This is a genomic window from Streptomyces sp. NPDC052043 (assembly GCF_044548235.1).
GTDB lineage: Bacteria > Actinomycetota > Actinomycetes > Streptomycetales > Streptomycetaceae > Streptomyces.
On sequence record NZ_JBIUBT010000011.1, the window covers coordinates 154,570 to 174,012 of the forward strand.

General features: G+C 70.5%; 19 protein-coding genes. 5 read left to right on the forward strand and 14 right to left on the reverse strand.

The features are described 5' to 3' along the window. Nucleotides 1–37: 37 nt before the first annotated feature. Entirely contained in the window at nt 38–1,345 is a 1,308-nt protein-coding gene (locus tag ACIHCX_RS26465; protein ID WP_400033576.1) for an Ig-like domain-containing protein, read from the reverse strand. 290 nt (nt 1,346–1,635) lie between these two features. Between ACIHCX_RS26465 and ACIHCX_RS26470 the strand changes: the two genes are divergently transcribed. Continuing rightward, the gene (locus tag ACIHCX_RS26470; RefSeq protein WP_400033578.1) at nt 1,636–1,815 is read left to right on the forward strand and encodes a hypothetical protein; all 180 of its coding nucleotides are present in this window, start codon (nt 1,636–1,638) and stop codon (nt 1,813–1,815) included. Between the two features lie 41 nt (nt 1,816–1,856). Here the strand turns inward: ACIHCX_RS26470 and ACIHCX_RS26475 are convergent, their stop codons facing one another. The 6 genes from ACIHCX_RS26475 to ACIHCX_RS26500 all read right to left on the reverse strand — a co-directional run bounded on the left by ACIHCX_RS26475 (nt 1,857) and on the right by ACIHCX_RS26500 (nt 8,990). After that, complete coding sequence (locus tag ACIHCX_RS26475; RefSeq protein WP_400033580.1) at nt 1,857–2,072, reverse strand: hypothetical protein; 216 nt, start codon at nt 2,070–2,072, stop codon at nt 1,857–1,859. 145 nt (nt 2,073–2,217) lie between these two features. Then, entirely contained in the window at nt 2,218–3,579 is a 1,362-nt protein-coding gene (locus ACIHCX_RS26480) for an MFS transporter (RefSeq protein WP_400033582.1), read from the reverse strand. A 297-nt stretch (nt 3,580–3,876) separates the two neighbouring features. Beyond that, complete coding sequence (locus tag ACIHCX_RS26485) at nt 3,877–5,757, reverse strand: CocE/NonD family hydrolase (RefSeq protein WP_400033584.1); 1,881 nt, start codon at nt 5,755–5,757, stop codon at nt 3,877–3,879. A gap of 400 nt (nt 5,758–6,157) precedes the next feature. Continuing rightward, nucleotides 6,158–6,295, reverse strand: a complete 138-nt coding sequence (locus ACIHCX_RS26490) for a hypothetical protein (RefSeq protein WP_400033586.1) — start codon at nt 6,293–6,295, stop codon at nt 6,158–6,160. Between the two features lie 303 nt (nt 6,296–6,598). Then, nucleotides 6,599–7,168, reverse strand: coding sequence for a hypothetical protein (locus tag ACIHCX_RS26495; protein WP_400033588.1), 570 nt, complete (start codon nt 7,166–7,168; stop codon nt 6,599–6,601). Between the two features lie 1,246 nt (nt 7,169–8,414). Next, nucleotides 8,415–8,990, reverse strand: coding sequence for a hypothetical protein (locus tag ACIHCX_RS26500; RefSeq protein ID WP_400033590.1), 576 nt, complete (start codon nt 8,988–8,990; stop codon nt 8,415–8,417). A gap of 626 nt (nt 8,991–9,616) precedes the next feature. On the opposite strand from ACIHCX_RS26500, the gene ACIHCX_RS26505 reads away from it, so the two are divergent. The 3 genes from ACIHCX_RS26505 (at nt 9,617) to ACIHCX_RS26515 (ending at nt 11,374) form a co-directional block, all read left to right on the forward strand. After that, nucleotides 9,617–10,066, forward strand: a complete 450-nt coding sequence (locus ACIHCX_RS26505; RefSeq protein ID WP_400033592.1) for a DNA-binding protein — start codon at nt 9,617–9,619, stop codon at nt 10,064–10,066. A 204-nt stretch (nt 10,067–10,270) separates the two neighbouring features. Then, a complete protein-coding gene (locus ACIHCX_RS26510) occupies nt 10,271–11,065 on the forward strand; it encodes a carbon-nitrogen hydrolase family protein (RefSeq protein ID WP_400033594.1) in 795 nt (264 codons plus the stop codon). A gap of 96 nt (nt 11,066–11,161) precedes the next feature. Next, the gene (locus ACIHCX_RS26515) at nt 11,162–11,374 is read left to right on the forward strand and encodes a hypothetical protein (protein ID WP_400033596.1); all 213 of its coding nucleotides are present in this window, start codon (nt 11,162–11,164) and stop codon (nt 11,372–11,374) included. A gap of 111 nt (nt 11,375–11,485) precedes the next feature. Here ACIHCX_RS26515 and ACIHCX_RS26520 read toward each other — a convergent pair whose 3' ends face one another. The 6 genes from ACIHCX_RS26520 to ACIHCX_RS26545 form a co-directional block, all read right to left on the reverse strand. Continuing rightward, nucleotides 11,486–11,839, reverse strand: coding sequence for an antibiotic biosynthesis monooxygenase family protein (locus ACIHCX_RS26520; protein ID WP_400033598.1), 354 nt, complete (start codon nt 11,837–11,839; stop codon nt 11,486–11,488). A 504-nt stretch (nt 11,840–12,343) separates the two neighbouring features. Next, nucleotides 12,344–13,741, reverse strand: a complete 1,398-nt coding sequence (locus tag ACIHCX_RS26525; RefSeq protein ID WP_400033600.1) for an FAD-dependent oxidoreductase — start codon at nt 13,739–13,741, stop codon at nt 12,344–12,346. Further along, nucleotides 13,734–14,921, reverse strand: a complete 1,188-nt coding sequence (locus ACIHCX_RS26530; protein ID WP_400033602.1) for an MAB_1171c family putative transporter — start codon at nt 14,919–14,921, stop codon at nt 13,734–13,736. Before ACIHCX_RS26530 ends, ACIHCX_RS26525 begins: the two co-directional genes overlap by 8 nt. After that, the gene (locus ACIHCX_RS26535; protein WP_400033604.1) at nt 14,918–15,532 is read right to left on the reverse strand and encodes a toxin; all 615 of its coding nucleotides are present in this window, start codon (nt 15,530–15,532) and stop codon (nt 14,918–14,920) included. Before ACIHCX_RS26535 ends, ACIHCX_RS26530 begins: the two co-directional genes overlap by 4 nt. Beyond that, nucleotides 15,529–16,143 carry a hypothetical protein gene (locus tag ACIHCX_RS26540; RefSeq protein WP_400033606.1) on the reverse strand — a complete coding sequence of 205 codons (615 nt, stop codon included), beginning with the start codon at nt 16,141–16,143 and terminating at the stop codon, nt 15,529–15,531. The genes ACIHCX_RS26535 and ACIHCX_RS26540 overlap by 4 nt, the downstream gene beginning before the upstream one ends. Nucleotides 16,144–16,346: 203 nt before the next feature. Further along, nucleotides 16,347–17,621, reverse strand: a complete 1,275-nt coding sequence (locus ACIHCX_RS26545; RefSeq protein WP_400033608.1) for an MFS transporter — start codon at nt 17,619–17,621, stop codon at nt 16,347–16,349. Between the two features lie 135 nt (nt 17,622–17,756). On the opposite strand from ACIHCX_RS26545, the gene ACIHCX_RS26550 reads away from it, so the two are divergent. After that, nucleotides 17,757–18,692 (forward strand): LysR family transcriptional regulator, encoded by a 936-nt coding sequence (locus ACIHCX_RS26550; protein ID WP_400033610.1) that lies wholly within the window; start codon nt 17,757–17,759, stop codon nt 18,690–18,692. Between the two features lie 227 nt (nt 18,693–18,919). Here ACIHCX_RS26550 and ACIHCX_RS26555 read toward each other — a convergent pair whose 3' ends face one another. After that, complete coding sequence (locus ACIHCX_RS26555; protein ID WP_400033612.1) at nt 18,920–19,324, reverse strand: hypothetical protein; 405 nt, start codon at nt 19,322–19,324, stop codon at nt 18,920–18,922. Between the last annotated feature and the right edge of the window lie 119 nt (nt 19,325–19,443).

Below are 19,443 nucleotides of genomic sequence, written 5' to 3' on the forward strand. Positions count from 1 at the left end.
ACGGTTGTGCCAGACGCGTGCAGTGCGCGAGAGCGCGTCAGCCCGTGGCGCTGCCCGCGACCCACTGGCTCCACGGCATGTTCCAGTCGCTGAGGCCGTTGGCCGGCGCCAGCGCGGTGCTGTCCCCGGAGTTCTTGACGATCACGACGTCACCGATCATCGAGTTGTCGAAGAACCACGCCGCGGGCTGCTTGTCGTCGCCGCCGCCCCTGACGTCCTTCAGACCCACGCAGCCGTGGCTGGTGTTGACCTTGCCGAAGATCGGGTCGGCACTCCAGTAGTTGCCGTGGATGAACGTGCCCGAGTCGGTCAGGCGCATGGCGTGCGGTACGTCCGCGATGTCGTACGCGGGCTTGCCGTGCTTGTTCGTGAGGCCGACGGTCGCACCGTTCATGCGGATGTGCCTGAACTTCTCGGAGATGACCATCTGGCCGTTGTACGTCGGGTGCTGGGGGCTGCCGGACGAGATCGGGATGGTCTTGATCGTCCTGCCGTCCCGTACGACGGTCATCCGCTTCGTCTTGGCGTCGACCGTGCTGATCTGGCTCCGGCCGATCTTGAAGGTGACCGTCTTCTGGGCGCCGTGCTGGTGGAGCTTGACCGTGACGGTGGAACCCGGCTTCCAGTAGGTCCTGGGACGGAAGTCCAGACGGTGGTCGTTGAACCAGTGACCGACGACGTGCTGGCCGCTGCTGGAGCTGACCTCGATCTTCGACTGCACGGCGGCCTTGTCGCCTATCGCCTTGTTGAAGTTGACCGTCACCGGCATGCCCACGCCGACGGTCGAGCCGTCCTGGGGGGAGAGGTGCCCGGTGAAGTCGCCGGCCGGGGAGACCGTGTTGATCGTGGCGTATCCGGTGACGGGGCGGCCCTTGGCGTCCTCGGCATCCGCGGTGACCTGATACCGGGTGGCCCGCTCCAACTGGCCGCTCGGCTTCCAGGACGTGCCGTCCGCGGACACGGTGCCCGGAACCGTGTCACCGGTCGCGATGTCGGTCATGGTCACCTTGGTGAGCTTGCCGTCGCCGACGGTCACCTTGACGGAGTCGCTGATCCCGACGCTGCGGGCACCCTGGGTGGGCGTGATCTTCACTCGAGCTTCGGAAGCGTCCTGGGCGGCCGGCTGGTCTGCCTGCGCCTGGGCGGCCGGCTGGTCTGCCTGCGCCTGCGCCTGCGCGGCCGGCTGGTCTGTCCGCGCTTGCGCCGTGGGGTGGTGGTCCCCGGTGCCGTCGCCGCCGCCGGTGGCAGCGCTGCTGGTACCGGCGAGGGCCGTCAGCGCGAGGACGCCGCCGACTACGCCTGCCGTGGCGACCAGCCCGGTGCGTCGTGTACGTGCCGTGATCAAACGATTCTCCTGCTCTTCGGATCCCTGGAACGGGTTGTCGGATGCGTGCAACCAGCTTCAGAACCACTTATACGCATCCATCCATCCCGAAATGGGCAAAACGTGGCGAAGGCCACGTGCTCGAACACGGAGTCGAGGGAGAGGGGCGGGTTCCTCGCGCACGGCGTCGACGCCCGACGTCAGCGCCATCGACCGTGGCGGCCGGCCGGCTCGACGGTGTGCCTTCTGCCGTATCGCAGTGACCGGCGGTGGTGCTGGGGCGTTGGTGGTGTATGAGCAGGAGTCGCAGGATGCGGGAGCTGTCAGGGCCGGCAGCTTTCGAGAAGCTACAGGCGCAGCTGGCTCGTGCGGCTGCCGGGATGGCGAGCGGGAAGTCGCGGCGGGGGAAGGTGCCCAAGAAGGCGCTCGGCTCCGCCCCTGCGGAGCCGGACGACGGCCACGGCGATCCCGTGCCGCCCGGCCCCGGCTGAAGCCGCTCACGGCGACAGGGCCTACGGGGACCGCTCCAGGATCAGTCCGTTGCCGGCCACACCTCGGGTCCGCCGCCGTGCCACTCCACCAGGGGCGACATGGCCACGTCCAACTCGTCCATGCCCTCCAGACCGGCCCGCTCCAGGAAGACCGACAGGTCATGCAGGCTGTACGCCGTGCCGAGGAGGGTGCCGTCGGCACGCACCTGCCGGCCGCCGCCCTCGCCGGGCGGGTCCACGATCATGCGAGCAACCATGCCACCATCCTGCGGCCGGACCGCGTGGGCCGCATCGCGGCGTGGCCCGGCCGCGCGGGAGAACCGGCCGGGCCCACGGCGGCACCGTTCACGGGACGGCCGCATTCACGGCCGTACACAGACGGCCGGCGCCGAGGAGGGCGCCTCAGCGGGTACCCGGGGCCGCCTCTGCGGGGGCGAGTCCGTGTGGGCCCGCGGTGCCGAACGCCTCCCGGTTCAGCACCGGTGCGGCGACCGGCATCTCGATCTCGACGACCGGCTGTTCCGGGGCGCCCACCTGGGGCACCGTGGCGGACGCGGTGCCCGTCGTGGCCGCGACCACCGCGGCCGGGGCGCCGCCCCGACGCCGGACCGCACCGGGGACGAGCGGCCGGCCGCCGGTGTGCAGGGCGACCGCCGTCAGCGGCAGCGCCAGCAGGAGCAGCCCGGCGCCCAGGACCAGGCCCATCGCCGGGTAGCCGGCGCGCGCGGACAGCAGGCTTCCGACGAGCGGGCCGCAGGCGGTGCCCAGCGAGGACGCGGACCCGGCCAGCACCGCCCAGCGACCGCGCACGTCGAGTGAGGCCGCCAACCCGATGAGGTACGAGAGGACGATCGGATAGAAGGTGTTCCAGGCGATCTCGCCGGTCGCGAACGACGGCAGGCCGTCCGCCGAGGCGCTGACCACGATGCAGCAGGCGATCAGCGCGGTGCCCGCCCCGATCGGCAGCGCCCGCCCCAGCCGTGCCCCGAACGCGCTCGCGCCGATGACACCGAGCAGCCCGGCGCCCAGGGCCGTCGCGAAGACCGCGCCGACGGTGACCTCGCTCAGCCCTGCCTGGTGCAGGCCGATCCGGCCGCTCACGCCCCACAGCGAGTTCTGCGCCATGGACCAGAACAGCATCGAGCCCGCGAGGACGAGCCCCGATCGCCGGTAGGGGAGCGTGCCGCGCGGGGCCGCCGTGCGCCCGGGCGCCACGGCACCGGTGAGCCGGCCCGTCGCGGGCCACACCAGCAGCGAGGTCAGCGCGATCGCGGCGAACGGCAGTCCGTGTCCCCGCCCGAGGTGAGGGATCGTCAGATAGACGACGCCGGCGAGCGCGGACACGCTCAGCAGCCCGAAGGTCGAGGTGCGGTGCGGATTGCGCTGGGCCGCGATGCCCGACGCGGCGACCGCCGTCGCCGTACCCGAGCCGAAGCCGCCCGCCATCGCCCCGGCGACCACCACCGGCACACTGTCCGACAGGGCCGCGCAGCCGTAGCCGAGCGCCGCGAGCAGCAGCCCGGAGCGGGCCAGACGCCGTGGGCCGAACCGCTCGACGCGCGCCGCGAGCGTGAAGCCCGCCGTGGCCGAACTCAACAGCAGCGCACTGCCGACGAGTCCCGCCTGAGCGGGCCCGAGGCCCAGCCGGTCACCGAGGCGGCCGACGACGGTGGGCAGCAGATAGGGCGCGAGGTAGCCCGCCGTGAAAAGGGCGACGAGGGGCCAGGAGGAACCGCGCGAGAGCGCGGGCGCGGGGGAGGACACGGGCGTTCCCAGGGCATGCGAAAGCGGCAGGGGGCGGGGTGGAGAAAAAAGGGGAGATGGGCGACCGTCGACGGACAGGAACGCGGGGCCATTTGTATCAAGCGCGGGCACGCGCGAAAAAGCCAGGATGTTATGAGCTGCGTCACATTGTGTTTGGGGTCGCCGGCCCTGGGCAAAAGTGACGCCCCGTCTGGTTGGAGAGGGCGCGTTTGCGCAGGTCACGCCATACGCGACGCTGCCCGGCACCCGCACAGGCGGGTGCCGGGCAGCCGGCGGGTCATGCGTTCTTTGGGGTGCTCAGCTCTTCGAGGTGCTCAGCGGGAAGGTGGGGGCGCCGACGTTGTTCAGCGTGGTGGTGTTCGCCCGCACGTACGTGTCCAGGTACGGCGAGCGGTCACCCTGGGTCGGCGAGTCGAACCGCGGGTCCTGCACCTCGAGGGCGAGTCGGGCGTCGGAGACCGTGACCGTCTCGTCCGAGGGAACGCTCCGCCAGCCGTTCGAGGTGATGGTTCCGATCTGGACCCCCAGCCGGTGCCCTTGCTGGAAGGTCCAGTCCGTCGCCTTCAGAGCGAAGGAGGTCGATCCGCTGCTCTTCAGCAGTGCGACGTTCTCGTCGAACATCGTCGCCTTGCCGTCAGGGGCGACGTCCCACAGCCGTACCCAGACGTTGCCCTGGCCCCTGGTCTTCAGCGTGATCTCCGGGCTGCCCGTGATCCGCACCTGCTCGGCGGCGGGCGCGGACCAGGTCCAGTAGCTGCCCCCGGGTGCGTCGGCGCCGAGCGCACTCGCCCGGTCGGCCGCCGGCGAGCCGGCCTCCGGTGCGTATTCGATGTCCGGTCCCTGAGACCCGATGCCCGGGCTCCGAGGCTCCGGCGCCGTCATCGAGGGGGCGGCCTGCTGTGTCTTGCCGCCGTCGTCGACGTACCGCCCGGGCGCCAGCCGCACCTTGTACGAGTCGCCGGTCACCGGCCAGGTCGGCTGGGCGCGCCAGTGGCCGAGGCTGTCCTCGACGGAGAACGCCGGGTCGGTCACCGACGGTTCGACGCCGCGGAGGTACTGGTCGTAGAACCGCATCACCTCGTCGAACCAGCCCGCCCGTCCCATCTTGAGCCGGCCGTCGGCGGTGGTCTCGTTGCCGCGTACGTGTTCCCACTGACCGAGCCAACCGCGTTGCGGACCCCGGTGGTTGGCCAGGTACTTCTGCATCTCCTCGGGCTTGGTGTTGTCCTCGACGAAGCCCGACGTGACGAACAGCGGCGTTTGGGATCCGGCGGCGCGGGAGGCGAAGTCACGGGCACGCCAGAACGGCGACTTCGGATCCGGGTTCTGGGTGTTGGTGAGGTTGTCGCTCTCGCACTCGGGGTGGTTCTTCTCGTACCCCGCGTTCGCCTTGTAGTGGTCGCTGTCGTCCGCCAGCGGTGCCATCGTCGCGATCGAGTAGTAACTCCGCGGAGTGCTGGTCACGTTGGAGCGCGGCACCCCGTTGCTGTACAGGTAGTTGTACCTGTTCCACGTCGGTTCCTGGGAGACGATCGCCCGCAGGGGCTTGAGCTTGAGGGTGTTGGCCGCAAGACCGGTGTTGGCGTCGTACGACTTGCCGTACATGCCGACCTTGCCCGTCGACCACGGCCGGCTCGCCGCCCACTCGACGGCCGCCTTGATGTCGGCCTGCTCCCCCGGGCCGAGGAAGTCCAGGCACCCGGTGCTGCCGCCGAAGCCGCGCAGGTCGACCATCACGAAGGTGTACCCGCGCTCCATGAGCCGCGCACCTTCGATGAAGTCCTGAAAGCGCGCCGATGGCCCGACCCGGTCCCAGCCCGCGGGAGCGGTCTCCCCCGCGTGGGAGAAGTACGGGCCCACCGACAGGATCACCGGCGTCTTCGCATCCGCCGGCAGGTCTGCCGGGCGCAGCACATCGGCGTGCAGCTCGACCCCGCTGCCGTCCGAGGAGGGGAAGTAGTGCTCCGTCCAGAGCGAGCCCTGAGGAACGCGGTCGTTTTCCTCGTGCGTGACGGGATCGGTCGCGGTGGCGGCTTTCTCCGACCTGGCCTGCGCTGCGGTGGCGGACCCGGGCGGCGCGTCGGGCGCTGCGGCGGCGGGTCCGGCGAGCGTGCCGGTCAACGCGAAGGTGGTGATGACGGCTGAGGCGGCGCAGGCGGCCGCGAGACGTCTTCTCACTTGCTCCTCCCGGAGTTGTCGGTTCGGGGCGGTGCAGGTGGCGCTGTCGGGCAGCGACCCCGGACCCGCCGTCGACGGGTCGACGAGGGGCGGCCGCGCGTAGACGGACGGAACCTGGGTTCCGCGTGCGCGTTGGGGCCGACGGCGAGGCAGCCTATGATCACCATTGACACGCGTCAACAGGGCGGCGTGAGTGACGAGTTGCTGGTGTGGTCACCGGTGTTTCGATCGGTGCTGGTCACGGCGGCCCACGGGAGCGCGTGAAGCGACTGAACCCGGGTGCGACCGAGGGGCCGCGGCATCGGCAGTGACCAGGCGCCGCGGCAGGAGAAACGCCCCAGACTATGGCCGCGTCGGGCGAGTGAGGGTCTCGCGGGGGAGGAGAGAGAGGAACTCTTGGTCAGAGTGCTCCGGTGAGGTCTCTGTCGAGTGCGTGGCGGTGTGGCGGGTTGATGTTGCCGCTGGTGGTGGTCCAGCTGTGGGTGAAGGCGACGGGGATGTCGAGGGCCACCAGGTGTGCGGCTTTCGCTGTCGTCACCCGTTCGGGCTCATCCGGCTTCCGTGACGAAAACCGTGATCGCTGCTGAGGAACACCGCCAACTGGGGGTGTTTCAGGGGGAATCCCCCTTGGGGTGAACCGGTGAAGCAGAGGGACGTCAGCGCGGGCGGTCTCGCAACGCCTTCCGGTCGTTCTAGGATGGCGAGTAAGGAGCGTGGACTGTCGGACAAGAAGCAGGTGCGGGCGGCCCCACGTGCTGGGCGCCCCGGGGGACTGAGACCAGAACCCCGGCCCGATTACGGCGGGCCGGGGTTCTATATGGGTCGCATGGCGCGTCTGGGTTTAGAAGTCGTCGTCGTAGTCGCCGCCGCCGCCGTGGTGGCGCTTGACCACCCGGAAGCTACCGACCACTCCGTGCTTGACGTGGACGCCGCCCCTGACGTGCTCGACCCGGACGTTGGTGGCGTCGCTCCAGGGGCCGACGGTGGCGACGGGGGCGCCGTTGTCGCAGGTCGCGCCGCGGAAGAACTCGACCCTGTGCTTGCTGTCGTTGCGGATGTTGAAGCTCGTGGAGCCCAGGCCACTCACGACGGTGATGCACCCGTCGGGGTGGGCGCGGTACTCGCGCTCGTTGATGTAGATCCGGCCGATCTCGTGGCGGCGCTTGCCCTGCTTGCCGTACTCGCCTTCGCCGCCTTCGCCGCCGCGGCCACCGCCCTCGTTGCCCTTGCCCTGTCCGCCCTGTCCGCCCTCGTCGCCCATCGGAGCGTAGGCGGGAGCGGGGGCCTGCTTGACGACGGCCGGGGCCGCCTCGGGCGCGGGGGCGGCGGTGGCGTAAGTGATGCCGGTCGCGACGAGCGCGGCGGCTGCGGAGACGGCCGCGGTGACGGCCTTGGAACGGGTCATGATCATGGCGTCTTGCTCCTTCTCAGAGAGGCCGGCTTTGACGGCCGGTGTGTGATTGAACGTAATGACCACGCCCAGGGCTGTCATTTCGGGCGTAGGGGCAGGGCCGGGGTCAGGGAGCCGAATGGGGGACCCGAAACACCCTCAGACCCGCTTCCTTATGTGCTGACGGCACGTCAAACTGTCGCAAATGCTGGGCAGATTGATGAGGGATTAGGCCTTCAAGGTGATCTCTGATGCCTGATCACCCGTGCGGCAGCGGGTCGCCTGGAAATGCGGCGCGAAGGACTCATCAGATTCCGGGATGGGCAGGGCTGTGGCTACGGGCCGGATCCCGGCAGTCCTGCCCCGTGAGGAGACTGCTGTCTGTGCCGTCCGCAGTCCGGCGCGGACGGGGCCACCGTCCTGCGGGGGCAGGGGCCGGGGTGAGGGCCGGAACCGGGGCCTATGACGCCCCCTCACTCGGCCGACGTCGACCTTCGGCAGGTCCGCCCATCGGGGGGGCCGACACCCCGTCATGGCGGTAGCCGGAGGCTGCACGGGCCTCTCATACAAGAGATGTGGGGCCTGGGCATGGCAGTCCGGGGGAACGGGTCGTCAGGTGATCTGCCAGTGCTCGGGCCGCAAGGTGGCCAGCGCCGGCATCGGGCCCTCTGTGGGTTGCGGAGCCCCTCCAGGTCGGCCAGGACGAGGTTGTCACTGAAGCCGTTGATCGGCGGCCCCGCGCCCCGCGCCAACTAGCGTGAACGGCGGCACCCCGCACACCAGTTGACGGCCTCTCGGGGCTCGGGGTCGATCTCCGTCTGGGTCCCGGCGAGGACAGTGAGCCGGCCGGTTCAGCGGAGGGGCTGGAACCGCGCCGCTTCAGCCCGCCCCGTGGCTTGTCGCTCCGCGGGTGGTGGGGGAGCTGCTCCAGGTATGCGGCTTTTCGCTTCCGTCACCCGTTCGGGCTCAGCCGGTCGGCGTCAAGAAGGCCGGTGTCCGATGCCGGGGAAACCGCCAACTGGGAGTGTTTCAGAGGGAGTCCCCTTGGGAGTGAACCGGCGACGCGGGAGGACGTCAGCGCGGGCACTCTCGCGGAGCCTTCTGTCCGGTTCTAGGATGGCGCGCAAGGGTGCGTGGACTGTCAGGCACTGGTCAGGTGTAGGCGCCATGCGCCGGGCGCTCGGGGGTGTGAAGGCCAGAACCCCGGCCCGATTGCGGCGGGCCGGGGTTCTAGATGCTTCGCGTGCTGCTGCTGATGTGTCTGGGTTCAGAAGTCGTAGTCGTCATCGTCGAAGCCGAAGTCGAAGTCGTCGTAGTGGCGCTTGATCACTCGGAAGCTGGCCACGACTCCGTCCTTGACGAAGACGGTTCCGGCGTGTCCAGGCTTGACGCCGTTGGCCTCACTGCGGGGGCCGACGGTGGCGACGGGGGCGCCGTTGTCGCAGGTGGCGCCGCGGAAGACCTCGACGGAGTGCTTGCTGTCGTTGCGGATGTTCAGGCTCTTGGAGCCCAGGCCACTCACGACGGTGATGCAGCCGTCCGGGATGGCCGCGTAGGTCCGCTCGTTGATGTGGATCCGGCCGATCCTGTGGTGGCGCTTGCCGTGCTTGCCGTGCTCGCCTTCGCCGCCGCGGCCACCGCCGCCGCCCTCGTTGCCCTCGTTGCCCTTGTCCTGTCCGCCTTCGTCACCCATCGTCGCCTGGGCGGGCGCCTGCTGGACGACGGCCGGGGCCGCCTGGAGCGTCTGTGCGGGGGCGGCGGCGGCGTAGGTGATGCTGGTCGCGGCCAGTGCGGAAGCGGCGGAGATGGCCGCGGTGACTGCGGTGGAACGGGTCATGACCATGGGCCTTGCTCCTCTCTCTGAGAGGCCGGCTGTGACAGCCGACTTGTGATTGAACGTAATGACCACCCCCAGAGCTGTCATTTCGGGCCTATCGGAAGGGCTGGGATCGGGGAGCCGAATGGGGGACGCGGAGGGCCCGCAGGCCCGCCTCCTCAATCGCTGACGGCACGTCAAACAGATTTCATTCCGGGGCAGATTGATGGAGAATTAGGCCTTCAAGGTGATCTCTGACGCCTGCTCACCCGTGCGGCAGCGGGTCGCCTGGAAACGCCGGAGCGAAGGGCCCGTCAGATACCAAGCGCGGGCGGGTCAGGCTTCAGAGTGCATGGAGTGGATGTCAGGGCCCGTATCGAGTCACGATCAACCCGCGGGATTCGCCCTCGCGGCGAGGCCTTGGGTGGATAGGCCTTCTCGCCTGACGTGATTTCAACTGACCAGCCACTAGTGGAAGTTTCGCTCGCGGAGTTCACCTGGCACAGGCTCCGGCTGCGCGCTGAAGTCGATCTGCGGCGCCCGACCGCGAACCTGTGCGGGCACAGCACAAACGGCGTCCCGGATCAGTCGATTGAACGAAGTGTTCAAAACGAAACGTTGACAACGGTTCATGGACGCCTCATCCTCTTCTTATGTCGTCGACTCCTGAACAGCACGCCGACCCGTTCACGCCCCCACAGCCGGAACAGGCGCGAGCGCACCGCGTCCACGCGTCCCTGTTTCGCATCGCCGAGCGACACGCGACTACCGACGAGCAACGCCACCGACAGGTTCATCCCTCGGTCATCGGGCCACACGAAGCCGTCAGACTCGTATCGTTCCTGCTCAGTGGGGCCGCACAGCTCGACGACGGTGAGCCGGAGGTGGACCACGCCGACATCACGGCTGCGTTGAGCCTCGTCCCACGGGTGCGCGGGGAGATGGACGAACTGGAAACCGGACTCCTCCACATGGCACGGGGCCGCGGCATGACGTGGCAAGAGATCGCCTTCGGCCTCGGGCTTGGCACTCCGCAAGCAGCCAGACAGCGATACGAACGACTGGCCAGCCGCGCCGCTCCCGACACGGAAGGCCAGGAGTAGGAAGGGCCCGCCCCGGATTGCTCGCCAGCAGGGGTCGGGCATCTGGGGCTGTGGCGCCCAAGCGCATGCCGACGCTCCACGTCAGGGAAGGGATCTCCACGGAATGGGCGGCATGACGAAGACCGGAGCGGACGACGCGTGGTTCGAGAACGGCTTTCCAGCCCTGTGCACCCTCCGCCGGCATTGCTAGGAGACAGACAGACCATGCTCACCACCGTCGGCCAGTTCAACGCCACCACCGACAAGGCCGCCAACCTCGAGGCCGCCGCAGCCCTGATCGGGCAGGCGGCCGCCCAGGGGTCGCAACTCGTCGTCCTGCCCGAGAACGCCATGTACTCCGACCTCGACATCCAGGCGGACATCGTCCAGCACACCGAGCCGATCGACGGCCCGTTCGCCACCGCGATCGGCGCGCTGGCCAGGCGGCACGGCATCGCCGTCGTGGCGGGCATGACCGAGACGCCGTCAGCCGAGGGGGAGCGGCCCAGTAACACCGTCCTCGCGGTGGACCGGACGGGCGATCCGCTCGGGGTGTACCGCAAGGTCCACCTCTACGACGCCTTCGGGTACCGCGAGTCGGACCGTGTCCAGGCCCACTCGCCCTCGCCGCTGCTCTTCACCCTGGAGGGGGTCACCTTCGGCGTCATGACCTGCTACGACCTGCGGTTCCCGGAGATGGCCCGGTTCCTGATCGACGCGGGTGCCACGGCCCTCGTCGTCCCCGCCGCCTGGGTGGTCGGTCCGGCCAAGGAGGACCACTGGACCACGCTGGTCCGCGCCCGGGCGATCGAGAACACCGCGTATGTCCTGGCCTGCGGGCAGACCGGCCCCACCTGTACAGGCCAGAGCCTCATCGTGGACCCGATGGGCCATGTGGCCGCGTTGGCGGGCGAGGCCCCCGGGGTGGCATCCGCCGTCGTCGACGCCGCGCGGGTGGAGGCCGTACGCGCCAAGAACCCCAGCCTGGCGAACCGGAGGTTCCGGGTCACCTTCGGCTGAGGCGTCGGCCAAACCGGGGCGGACTCCTCCACCGCCGCTCCCCGTGGTTTCGCCACGTCCAGCGTGACCCGACGGCGGTTGTGACAGCGTGCGGGCATGTCCGACTCCATCGCCTACCCGGTCTTCCGCACCGCCGACCCTGCATCAGCCTTGCGCGTGGCGCGACAGCTTGTGGCGGTGGGCGACCCGCAGCAGGCGGAGGTCTCAGTCGCCAGGCGGCGCAGCGGGCGGCCGGCCGCCGAGGAGCGGCACGCCTCCTGGCTGGCCGGGCAGATCGGTCAGTCCGTCATCGGCCCGCCACAGGAGTAGCCCCCGACCAGACCGGTCGAACCGCACACGGCGGCGGCCGCCCGGTGGCCCACTACGACCAGTTGCTGCCCCGGCGCGGCCGCTCTGCCTGATCCCGTCCTCCGGACAGACCTACGCTCGCGTGAACCCGTGGCTCCGCTCCACTTTCGCCACATGCAGCGTGTAGCTCTGGTACCAGTCGGCTTGCCCGCGCTTTTGCGCCGCGCGGTGCTCGGCGTCGGACCGCCACTGGGTGAGGGCATCGGCGTCGCGGAAGTACCCGACGGTGATGGACAGCCCACCAGGAGTGTGTGCTTGGTCCATCCCCAGGAAACCAGGGACGTCCTTCACCAGGTCTTCCATACGCGCGGCGGTCTCGCTGTAGCCGCTCTGGTCAGGCGTGCGCGCAGCGGTGAAGACAGCCACGTAGTAGGGCGGTTCAAAGGCCTCGACGGGGGCAACAGGCGCCGCGGAGTGATCGCTCATGACCCCACCTTGACGTGCTCCCGGGCTTGAAGTCCAGGGATTCCGGCCTGGGGCCTCCGGTCACCGGGCGCTCTGCGCCACCCGCGACCTCGCAGGGTACTGCAACAGCACAACTCGTCCCGAGCGAACCGACGTTCTCCGGTGCGCCTGAGGCATGTGGTATCCAGTCGGGGGCCGACTGACCGTCGGGCAGCGTAAGCACCGTCGCGCGCGGGGTCACAGCACGCCGCCGAGCGCCAGGCTCACCACCACGAGGCCAAGACTCACCGGCATGCCCACCAGGGCCAGGAGCAGCGGGAGGAAGGCGGCAAGCCCGGCGGATCCTGAGCGTCCGAGCTGGAGCCGATTGCCCTACCCGCGGACGCTGTCCCGTCCCCTTCCAGTCGGGCGAGGGGGGCTCTGGTCCGCAGGGCTCTGTCGGATGGTGGCCAGGTCGTGCCGGGCCCCGTACGGCACAGGTACGGGGCCTGGTGGGGTGGTCCAGTGGAGCGGAGATGATTCTGGTCAGGAGTTGGCGGCCGCTCGCTCGTCTTCGGTGAGGGGCGGCTTGGCCAGGAACGGTCGCTTCGGCCCGAGCAGCATCGGGACGAGCATGTCCGGGGAGAACAAGCGGGTGGCCGGCTTCTCCATGCTCATCACGTCCAGGAGGGCGCCGAGCGCGCGCGGGTTGCGGGCACCGGTGGCCACCGCCCGGTCGACGAACGCGGCGAGGTAGCGCTCCACGGCGGTGGGCGGGGTGTCGGTGGCGCCCGGGTAGGAAGCGTCCTGGCCGACGGCCAGGTCCCAGGCGGCGGCGACGGGCCGGGACGCGGCGCGCTGGAGGCGTCGCGCGAGACCGGGGGCCGTGACCGGGGTGGTGCGCAGGACGTCTCGGACGGCGAGGGAGCCCTGAGCGGCGACGGTGAGGCCGTGGCCGTAGACGGGGTTGTATCCGGCGATGGCATCACCGAGGACGGTGAACCCTTCGGGCCAGCGGGCGAGTTTCTCGTAGTAGCGGCGGTGGTTGCCGGTGCTGCGCGTGGTGGCGACGTCGCCGAGCGGCTCCGCGGTCTTGAGTAGTTCCCCGATGACGGGGTCGCCCAGGCCGAGCGCGAAGTCCACGAACGCGTCGGGGTCGCCGGTGGGTTCGCCGCCGCGGGTGCCGGCGAGCGTGACGATCCAACGGCCGCCCTCGACGGGGAGGATGATTCCGCCCTGGCCGGGCGCCTTGGCCGGGTTGGCCTGGACGTTGACGAGGGGGAAGTCATCGGCGGCGGCCTTGGCGGGTGCGCGGTAGACGCGCGTGGCGTAGGCGACGCCGGCGTTGACTTCCCGCTCGGTGACGCGGGGCAGGCCGAGGTCCTCGAGCCACTGGGGGGCCCGGGAGCCACGGCCGGAGGCGTCGACGACGAGGTCGGCGGTGAGGACCGCCGTGTCGTCGCCGGTGCGGACCCGGACGCCGGTGACGCGGCGGGCGTCGCCCTCGAGAGCGAGGACGGTGGTGTCCTGACGGACGGTGATCCGGTCGTCGGCGAGGACGTGCCGGCGCAGGACGGCGTCGAGGAGGTCGCGGGAGCTGACGAGGTTGCGGTGGTGCGTCGACCTGAAGCGGCGGAACCACACCTCGTTGGGTGCGCGGGAGACCATGTCGCCCATGATGTGGACCAGGCGGCCGCCCTCGGCGACGACGTCGTCGACGACGCCGGGCACCAGGTCGTTGAAGGCGCGTACGCCGCCGCTCCACACCAGGTGAGCATGCCGGGCCTGGGGGACGCCGCGGCGGGGCTCGGGACCGTCGGGCAGGGTGTCCCGCTCGATGAGGGTGACGTCGGCGTGTTCGGTGAGTGCCGCGGCGGCGAAGAGGCCCGTGGCGCTCGCGCCGATGACGATGGCGGTGGCCCTGCCGGTGGCTGTGTCAGGCATGTGCGGTCACGCTCTCTGTGCTGGTCACCCGCTGGCGCATGCCACCGATGGTGCGGGGGCGGTGCAGGGCCCGGGAGACGGCGTCGATGTGGTCGGCGATGTCGCTTGCGGCCTGGTGGGGTTGGCCACTGCTGGTGGGGGTCTGGTTGCGGTAGGCGTCGGTGGCGGCCTGGATGGCGAGGGCTCCGGCGATCCCGTGGGCCCGGTCGGCGTCGTGGGCGGCCGCGGCCGCCTCGTACGCCTGCCGGTAGAGGCCCTGGTCGAGGTAGGGGGCGAGCAGGCGCAGAGCGTCGTGGATGCGCTGCTGGCGCTGGATCAGCCGCAGGTCGAGCGGGGCCCAGAAGCCGAGCCGGGCGGCGGCCGAGGCGGGTTTGACGACGCGGACCGCGTGCCACAGGGGCCGCAGCCGCCGGTAGTCGCGCTGGTCCCGGCTCCAGCTCTGCAGGGCCGGCCCGGCCTGGGGAGCGATGAAACCGAGGGCTACGAAGACCGCCTCCAGGAGCGCGAACGGCGGCGCGGCCTGCGTGCTGAGCCAGTCCAGGTCGGTGCCGAACCAGCGGGCACCGACCGCGATCAGCTTGGCGATGTCGAAGACGAGGCCCAGAGCGAATCCGATCTGCAGGAAGACCACACCGCTCTTCAGCCACCGGTTGGTCACCTCCGGGAGCCACCTCCACAGCATGGAGGCGGCGACCAGGGACGACACCATGTGCGCGAGCACGTACAACAGGATGTGCTCGCGCATCCACGGCGTACCGGCGTAGTAGGTGTCGAGGTCGTAGATGCGGGGTTCGGGGGCGTCGGCCAGGAGGAACGTCGCCCAGAGGCCGACGCCGACGGCTGCGTAGATCCAGTAGATGCGGGTCATCCGCCGTCGGCGGCCTTCGGAGGGGGCTTCACGCCACCGCATGATCATGGTCAGGCCGGTCGCGTTGACGGCGGTGAGGAACGAGTACGCCCACGGTGCTGCGATGTTCGGCACGCCGGTGAGCACGTTGAGTCGGTGAATGTTGACCGGGGTGATCACGACGAGGACGGCCGTGGCAAAGGTCAGCAGCAGGGTGGTTGCCCTGACGTCGGGATCGCGCCAGGCCCGGACGAAGGTCGGGGCCTTCACGGCGAGCGCGATGGCGAGCAGAGCGGTGGGGAGGATGTACGGGACGTGGAAGTGATGACTCATCGGAGAACGCGTCCGCTCCGGTTCAGCAGCGACAGGTTCAGGCGGCCCTCTACGGTGGTCGCGCTGACCGGGTCCTGCGCGTACCGGCCGGTCATCCACGTGCGGACCTCGCGGCCGAACAGCAACCCGAAGGTTTCCGCGTCCACTTCGTGACTGTCGACGGAGTCGGACCGGTCTGCGACGGTCAGGAGGGCATCCCGTGGGACCTCCTCCGTGGCGAGGATCTGCTCGACCGTTCGCCGCACGGCTTCGGGCGCTGCGCCGGTGGTGGCACGGGCCGCTGCGTTCAGGCCGGCGACGTGGTGGCCGCAGTCGCCGTTCTCCTCGTGCCACAGCTCGTGCCCGAGGATGACGAGCTGGGCTTCGGGGCGCATGCTCTGCTCGACCACGATGACGGAGCGCTCGACGAAGCCGATCCTCATGCCGGAGACGGGGACGGGCAGGTCCGTGGGGAACGAGCGGAAGACCAGTTGGATGGGGCGGCCCGTGCGCGCACTCATGGCCCGGCAGAACTCGTGCATGACGGCCCTTGGTTCGGCCGGCCGCCGGAGGTCCTTTGCCGCTTCCTTGCCGAGGGTGGTGAGCAGCGTCTTCATGGCGCGGGTGCTCATCGGCCGCTGTCCTCCTGTGGGGGCATGACGGACCTGATGACGCCGGCGAGGAGCGTTTCCAGCTGCCCGGCGGTCAGGCTTCCGTGGTGGCGGAGGTCCGCGGCGACCACGCCGTACTTCTTCAGCAGGGCCTGGACGGGGTCCTGTTCGGGGTTCTCGTACTTGTTCAGAATCGGCAGCAGCGCGCGGTTGAGGGCGTCGGGGGCCTCGTCGGTGAAGAAGGCCTCCTTCGACTCGGTGAGGTCGAAGAACTTCACCAGGCGGTGGAGAAGTTCGACGGAGGGGACCTTCTTGCCGTCGATGATCTGCCGGGCCCAGACCTCGGAGACGCCGCACTGCCGGTGTACGGCGGCGACCAGCTCCGGCTTTCGTCTCCCGGTCCTGGCCAGGTAGGAGTCAGCGAGGGTTCTCACCCGTGCGCAGACCCGTTCACCAACCTCCTCCCGGGGTGCTGACCGGCCGGCGAGGAGGGTGCGCACGGTGCGTTCCGGCAGGGCTGTCTTCTCTGCGAGCCGGCGCGGGTCGAGGAGTTCCGCACGGTCCAGCTGCTGCTGTTCGATGAGCGCGCCTAATCGCTGCAGCGTCTCGGGGAGGGACGACGTGGGCTTCACCGGTGCTCTCCCGATCCTGATCAGTGGTCAGTCGTGGTGTGGCGTGCAGCCTACGCGGACGACACCCGTCGTATAAACGATCGTTTCAGCCAGGTCAACGATCGTTGGCGCACACTGACGGACCCGTACCGCATGGGGAGGGGTGACCCGATCCGGGGAGGGCGGCGCGGCCGGATCGGGGATACCGCGGCGGTGGCGGCCCGTCAGGTGCGGCTCGGTGCCGGTGCCGGGGCCGACTCGGTGAGCGGTGCTGTCGCGCGGCGGGGGAGCAGCAGCGGGGTCGCCAGCAGGAGCACGCCGGCCAGACCGATGGCCGTACGCGGGCCGAGCAGGCCGCCCAGCACCCCCCATGCGGCTGTCAGAATCGCGGTCGTGGCTTTGGTCGTCACCGTCCAGGCGGTCAGCGTACGGGTGACCCGGTCGGTCCCGGTGCGCTCGAGGCGGTAGGTGGCGGAGACGGGGTTGAAGACTCCGCAGCAGAAGATGAGCCCGAGTTCGACACCCATCACCAGCAGCAGCCCCGCGGTGCCCGGACCCGTGAAGGCCAGGCCGATGGGCCAGAGCACGCGCAGCGTCCCGGTCACGACCAGCACCTGGTGTTGTCCGAACCGGTTGACGAGCGGCCGGGCCAGCCGTGACCCGAGAAGCCCGCCGATCGAGGGCGCGGCGAAGGCGAGGCCGTACTGCCACGGTGCGAACCCGAGCCGGCCGAGCATTAGGACGGCCAGCAGCGGCTGGGCGGCCATCACCAGGGCGTTGAACAAGGCGGTGTTGAAGAACAGCGGACGCAGCGTCGCGTCGGCGAGGATGTACCGCCAGCCGTCGAACAGATCCGAGGCCCGCATGCGCGCGGCCTCCCGGCGTTCGGGCCGCGGCTCGTCCCCGCCCGTCGCGCGGATGCCCAGGGCCGAGAGCAGGTAGCTGACCGCGTCGGCCACCACCGTCGCCACCGGGCCGAGGAGCCCGATCGCCGCGCCGCCCAGCGGCGGCCCGATGATCGTGGTCGTCCAGGACGTGGACTCGAACCGGGCGTTGGCGACGAGCAGATCCTCGGCCGGCAGCAGCGTCTTCAGGTACGCGCCGGAGGCGGCGCGGAAGGTGATGTCGGCCGCCGCGACGACGACCGAGACCAGCAGGAGCTGAAGGAAGGTGAGCACGCCGAACGCGAACGCGGCGGGGATCGACAGCAGCGCCGTGCACCGCACCAGGTCCGTCGCGATCAGCACCGGCCGCTTGCGGCGGAACTCCACCCACGGGCCCAGCGGCACCGCCACGGCCGCGCCCACCGCGGCCGCCACGGAGGAGAGCGCGGCGACTTCGGCCGGTCCGGCGTGCAGCACCCGGATGGCGATCAGCGGGAACGCGCCGAAGGCGAGCCACGTGCCGAGAGCGCTGGTCCCGTACGCCGCCCAGAGCCACCCGAACCGCCGCCCCAGCCGGTGTCCGCGCAGCTGTCCCAGCCGGTGTCCGTTCCTCATGTCCGACGCCCCTCGCTCCCCACTTGAACAACCGATACGCGACCGGAAGCATCAAAGCGGGCACCATGCCCAGGGATCAAACAACCGCAGGACCGCCCAGCCACAACCATCGGTTGTGGTCATAGGGTGACCGGTATGGACCTCGACGCTGTCCGGACCTTCGTCGCCGCCGCCGACGCGGGGCGGTTCCAGGAGGCCGCCGCCGAGCTGGCGATCACCCAGCAGGCCGTCTCCAAGCGCATCGCCGCGCTGGAGCGCGCCCTCGGCGTGCGGCTGTTCACCCGCACGCCACGCGGCGCCCGGCTCACCATCGACGGGCAGGCGTTCCTGCCCCACGCCCGGGAGCTGCTGCGCGTCGCCGAAAGGGCGGTCGCGTCCGTGCGCACCGGCCACCGCCCGCTGCGCGTCGACGTGATCAACTCGCGCGGTTCGGCGTCGGGTCTGATGCGCGGCTTCCACCGTGCACACCCCGAGATCGACCTCGACGTGGTGATGCTGTTCGACGTCGACACGGCTGTCGCCGCGATCCGGTCCGGAGCGATCGACGCGTCCTTCCGCGCCGTCGCCGCGCCCGGCCGGCCCCTTCCCGAGGACATCGAGTCCGTCCGGGTGCTCGACGAGCGGCTCCAGCTGCTCATCGGCCCCGCCCACGCGCTGGCGTCCGCCCGGTCGGTGACCGTCGCCCAACTGGCCGGGCACCGGATCTGGATGCCCGGCATCGTTCCCGGAACCGAGTGGGCCGCCTACTACGACGACCTCGTCGCCGAGTTCGGCCTCACCATCGAGGCGACCGGTCCCAACTTCGGCTCCGACGCGCTCCTCGACACCATCGCCGACACCCCGGCCCTGGCCACCTTCATGGGCGAGCAGACCCGCCTCGTCTGGCCGGCCGGCCACGGTCTGCGCCGCGTCCCGGTCACGGACCCGACGCCCGTCTACCCGCACTCGCTCCTGTGGCACCGCGACAACCCCCACCCCGCGCTGGCCACTCTGCGCGCACACCTCGCCGCCACGGCGGCCGACCACGACGCCGCCGGGACCTGGGCGCCGGGTTGGGTGATTGCGCGCTGAACGCCGCTGATCGTCGTGGCCGGGCCGACGGAGAGCGGCTCCCCAGCGGCGTCCTCCCTGGGATTCGGCGCGCTGCCTGGCCGGCATGGGCCTGGTCTCCGGCACGCACGGGCCGATGAGAGGGGGTGCGGCCCAACGGACCGGCCTCCGGCACGCCCTCGAGGGGAGTGGCCGGAGGCCGGTCCGTTCGCCGTCGCTCCTGTCGGTGGTCGTCGGCGGTTGTGGGGTCAGCGGCGGCAGTCCCGGTGGGCGGGGTGCCAGACGCGGCTCCAGTAGCCGACGTGCGCGCGGTGGTAGCGGTCCCGGTATGCCGGGTGCCACAGTCGTGACCAGTAGCCCGCCGACTGCACGCAGTGGCGCGGCGTCATCGGCAGCCGGTGGTGCGACGTCACCGGCAGCCTGTGGTGCGACGCTACCGGGAGCCTGTGGTCCGACGTCACCGGGAACCTGTGGTGCGACGTCACCGGCAGCCTGTGGTCCGACCCCACGGACGGCTGGTGGTGCGACGCCACCGGCGGCTGGTGGTGCTGCGGTGCGGCCGATGCGGTGCCGACCGTGCCGACGACCGCGCCGGTGGCCAGGGCCACGGTCGCCGCTCCCAGGGCCGCAGCCCTTTTCAACCCGTTGATCATGATCAGGCCTCTCTGTGCGAGGCGGGGCTGACGCCCCGCCACGTTCCGGACGGTTCGTCCGGAGACGCACTGATCCTCCACTGGGCGACGCCCGCACATACCGAGAAACTCTGCCTGTT

Excerpts from the sequence above, each read along its gene's own strand:
- ACIHCX_RS26470 (WP_400033578.1), top strand. The coding sequence starts at position 1,636 with ATGCGGGAGCTGTCAGGGCCGGCAGCTTTCGAGAAGCTACAGGCGCAG.
- ACIHCX_RS26475 (WP_400033580.1), bottom strand. The coding sequence starts at position 2,072 with ATGGTTGCTCGCATGATCGTGGACCCGCCCGGCGAGGGCGGCGGCCGG.
- ACIHCX_RS26495 (WP_400033588.1), bottom strand. The coding sequence starts at position 7,168 with ATGATCATGACCCGTTCCAAGGCCGTCACCGCGGCCGTCTCCGCAGCC.
- ACIHCX_RS26500 (WP_400033590.1), bottom strand. The coding sequence starts at position 8,990 with ATGGTCATGACCCGTTCCACCGCAGTCACCGCGGCCATCTCCGCCGCT.
- ACIHCX_RS26505 (WP_400033592.1), top strand. The coding sequence starts at position 9,617 with ATGTCGTCGACTCCTGAACAGCACGCCGACCCGTTCACGCCCCCACAG.
- ACIHCX_RS26510 (WP_400033594.1), top strand. The coding sequence starts at position 10,271 with ATGCTCACCACCGTCGGCCAGTTCAACGCCACCACCGACAAGGCCGCC.
- ACIHCX_RS26515 (WP_400033596.1), top strand. The coding sequence starts at position 11,162 with ATGTCCGACTCCATCGCCTACCCGGTCTTCCGCACCGCCGACCCTGCA.
- ACIHCX_RS26520 (WP_400033598.1), bottom strand. The coding sequence starts at position 11,839 with ATGAGCGATCACTCCGCGGCGCCTGTTGCCCCCGTCGAGGCCTTTGAA.
- ACIHCX_RS26525 (WP_400033600.1), bottom strand. The coding sequence starts at position 13,741 with ATGCCTGACACAGCCACCGGCAGGGCCACCGCCATCGTCATCGGCGCG.
- ACIHCX_RS26530 (WP_400033602.1), bottom strand. The coding sequence starts at position 14,921 with ATGAGTCATCACTTCCACGTCCCGTACATCCTCCCCACCGCTCTGCTC.
- ACIHCX_RS26535 (WP_400033604.1), bottom strand. The coding sequence starts at position 15,532 with ATGAGCACCCGCGCCATGAAGACGCTGCTCACCACCCTCGGCAAGGAA.
- ACIHCX_RS26545 (WP_400033608.1), bottom strand. The coding sequence starts at position 17,621 with ATGAGGAACGGACACCGGCTGGGACAGCTGCGCGGACACCGGCTGGGG.
- ACIHCX_RS26550 (WP_400033610.1), top strand. The coding sequence starts at position 17,757 with ATGGACCTCGACGCTGTCCGGACCTTCGTCGCCGCCGCCGACGCGGGG.
- ACIHCX_RS26555 (WP_400033612.1), bottom strand. The coding sequence starts at position 19,324 with ATGATCAACGGGTTGAAAAGGGCTGCGGCCCTGGGAGCGGCGACCGTG.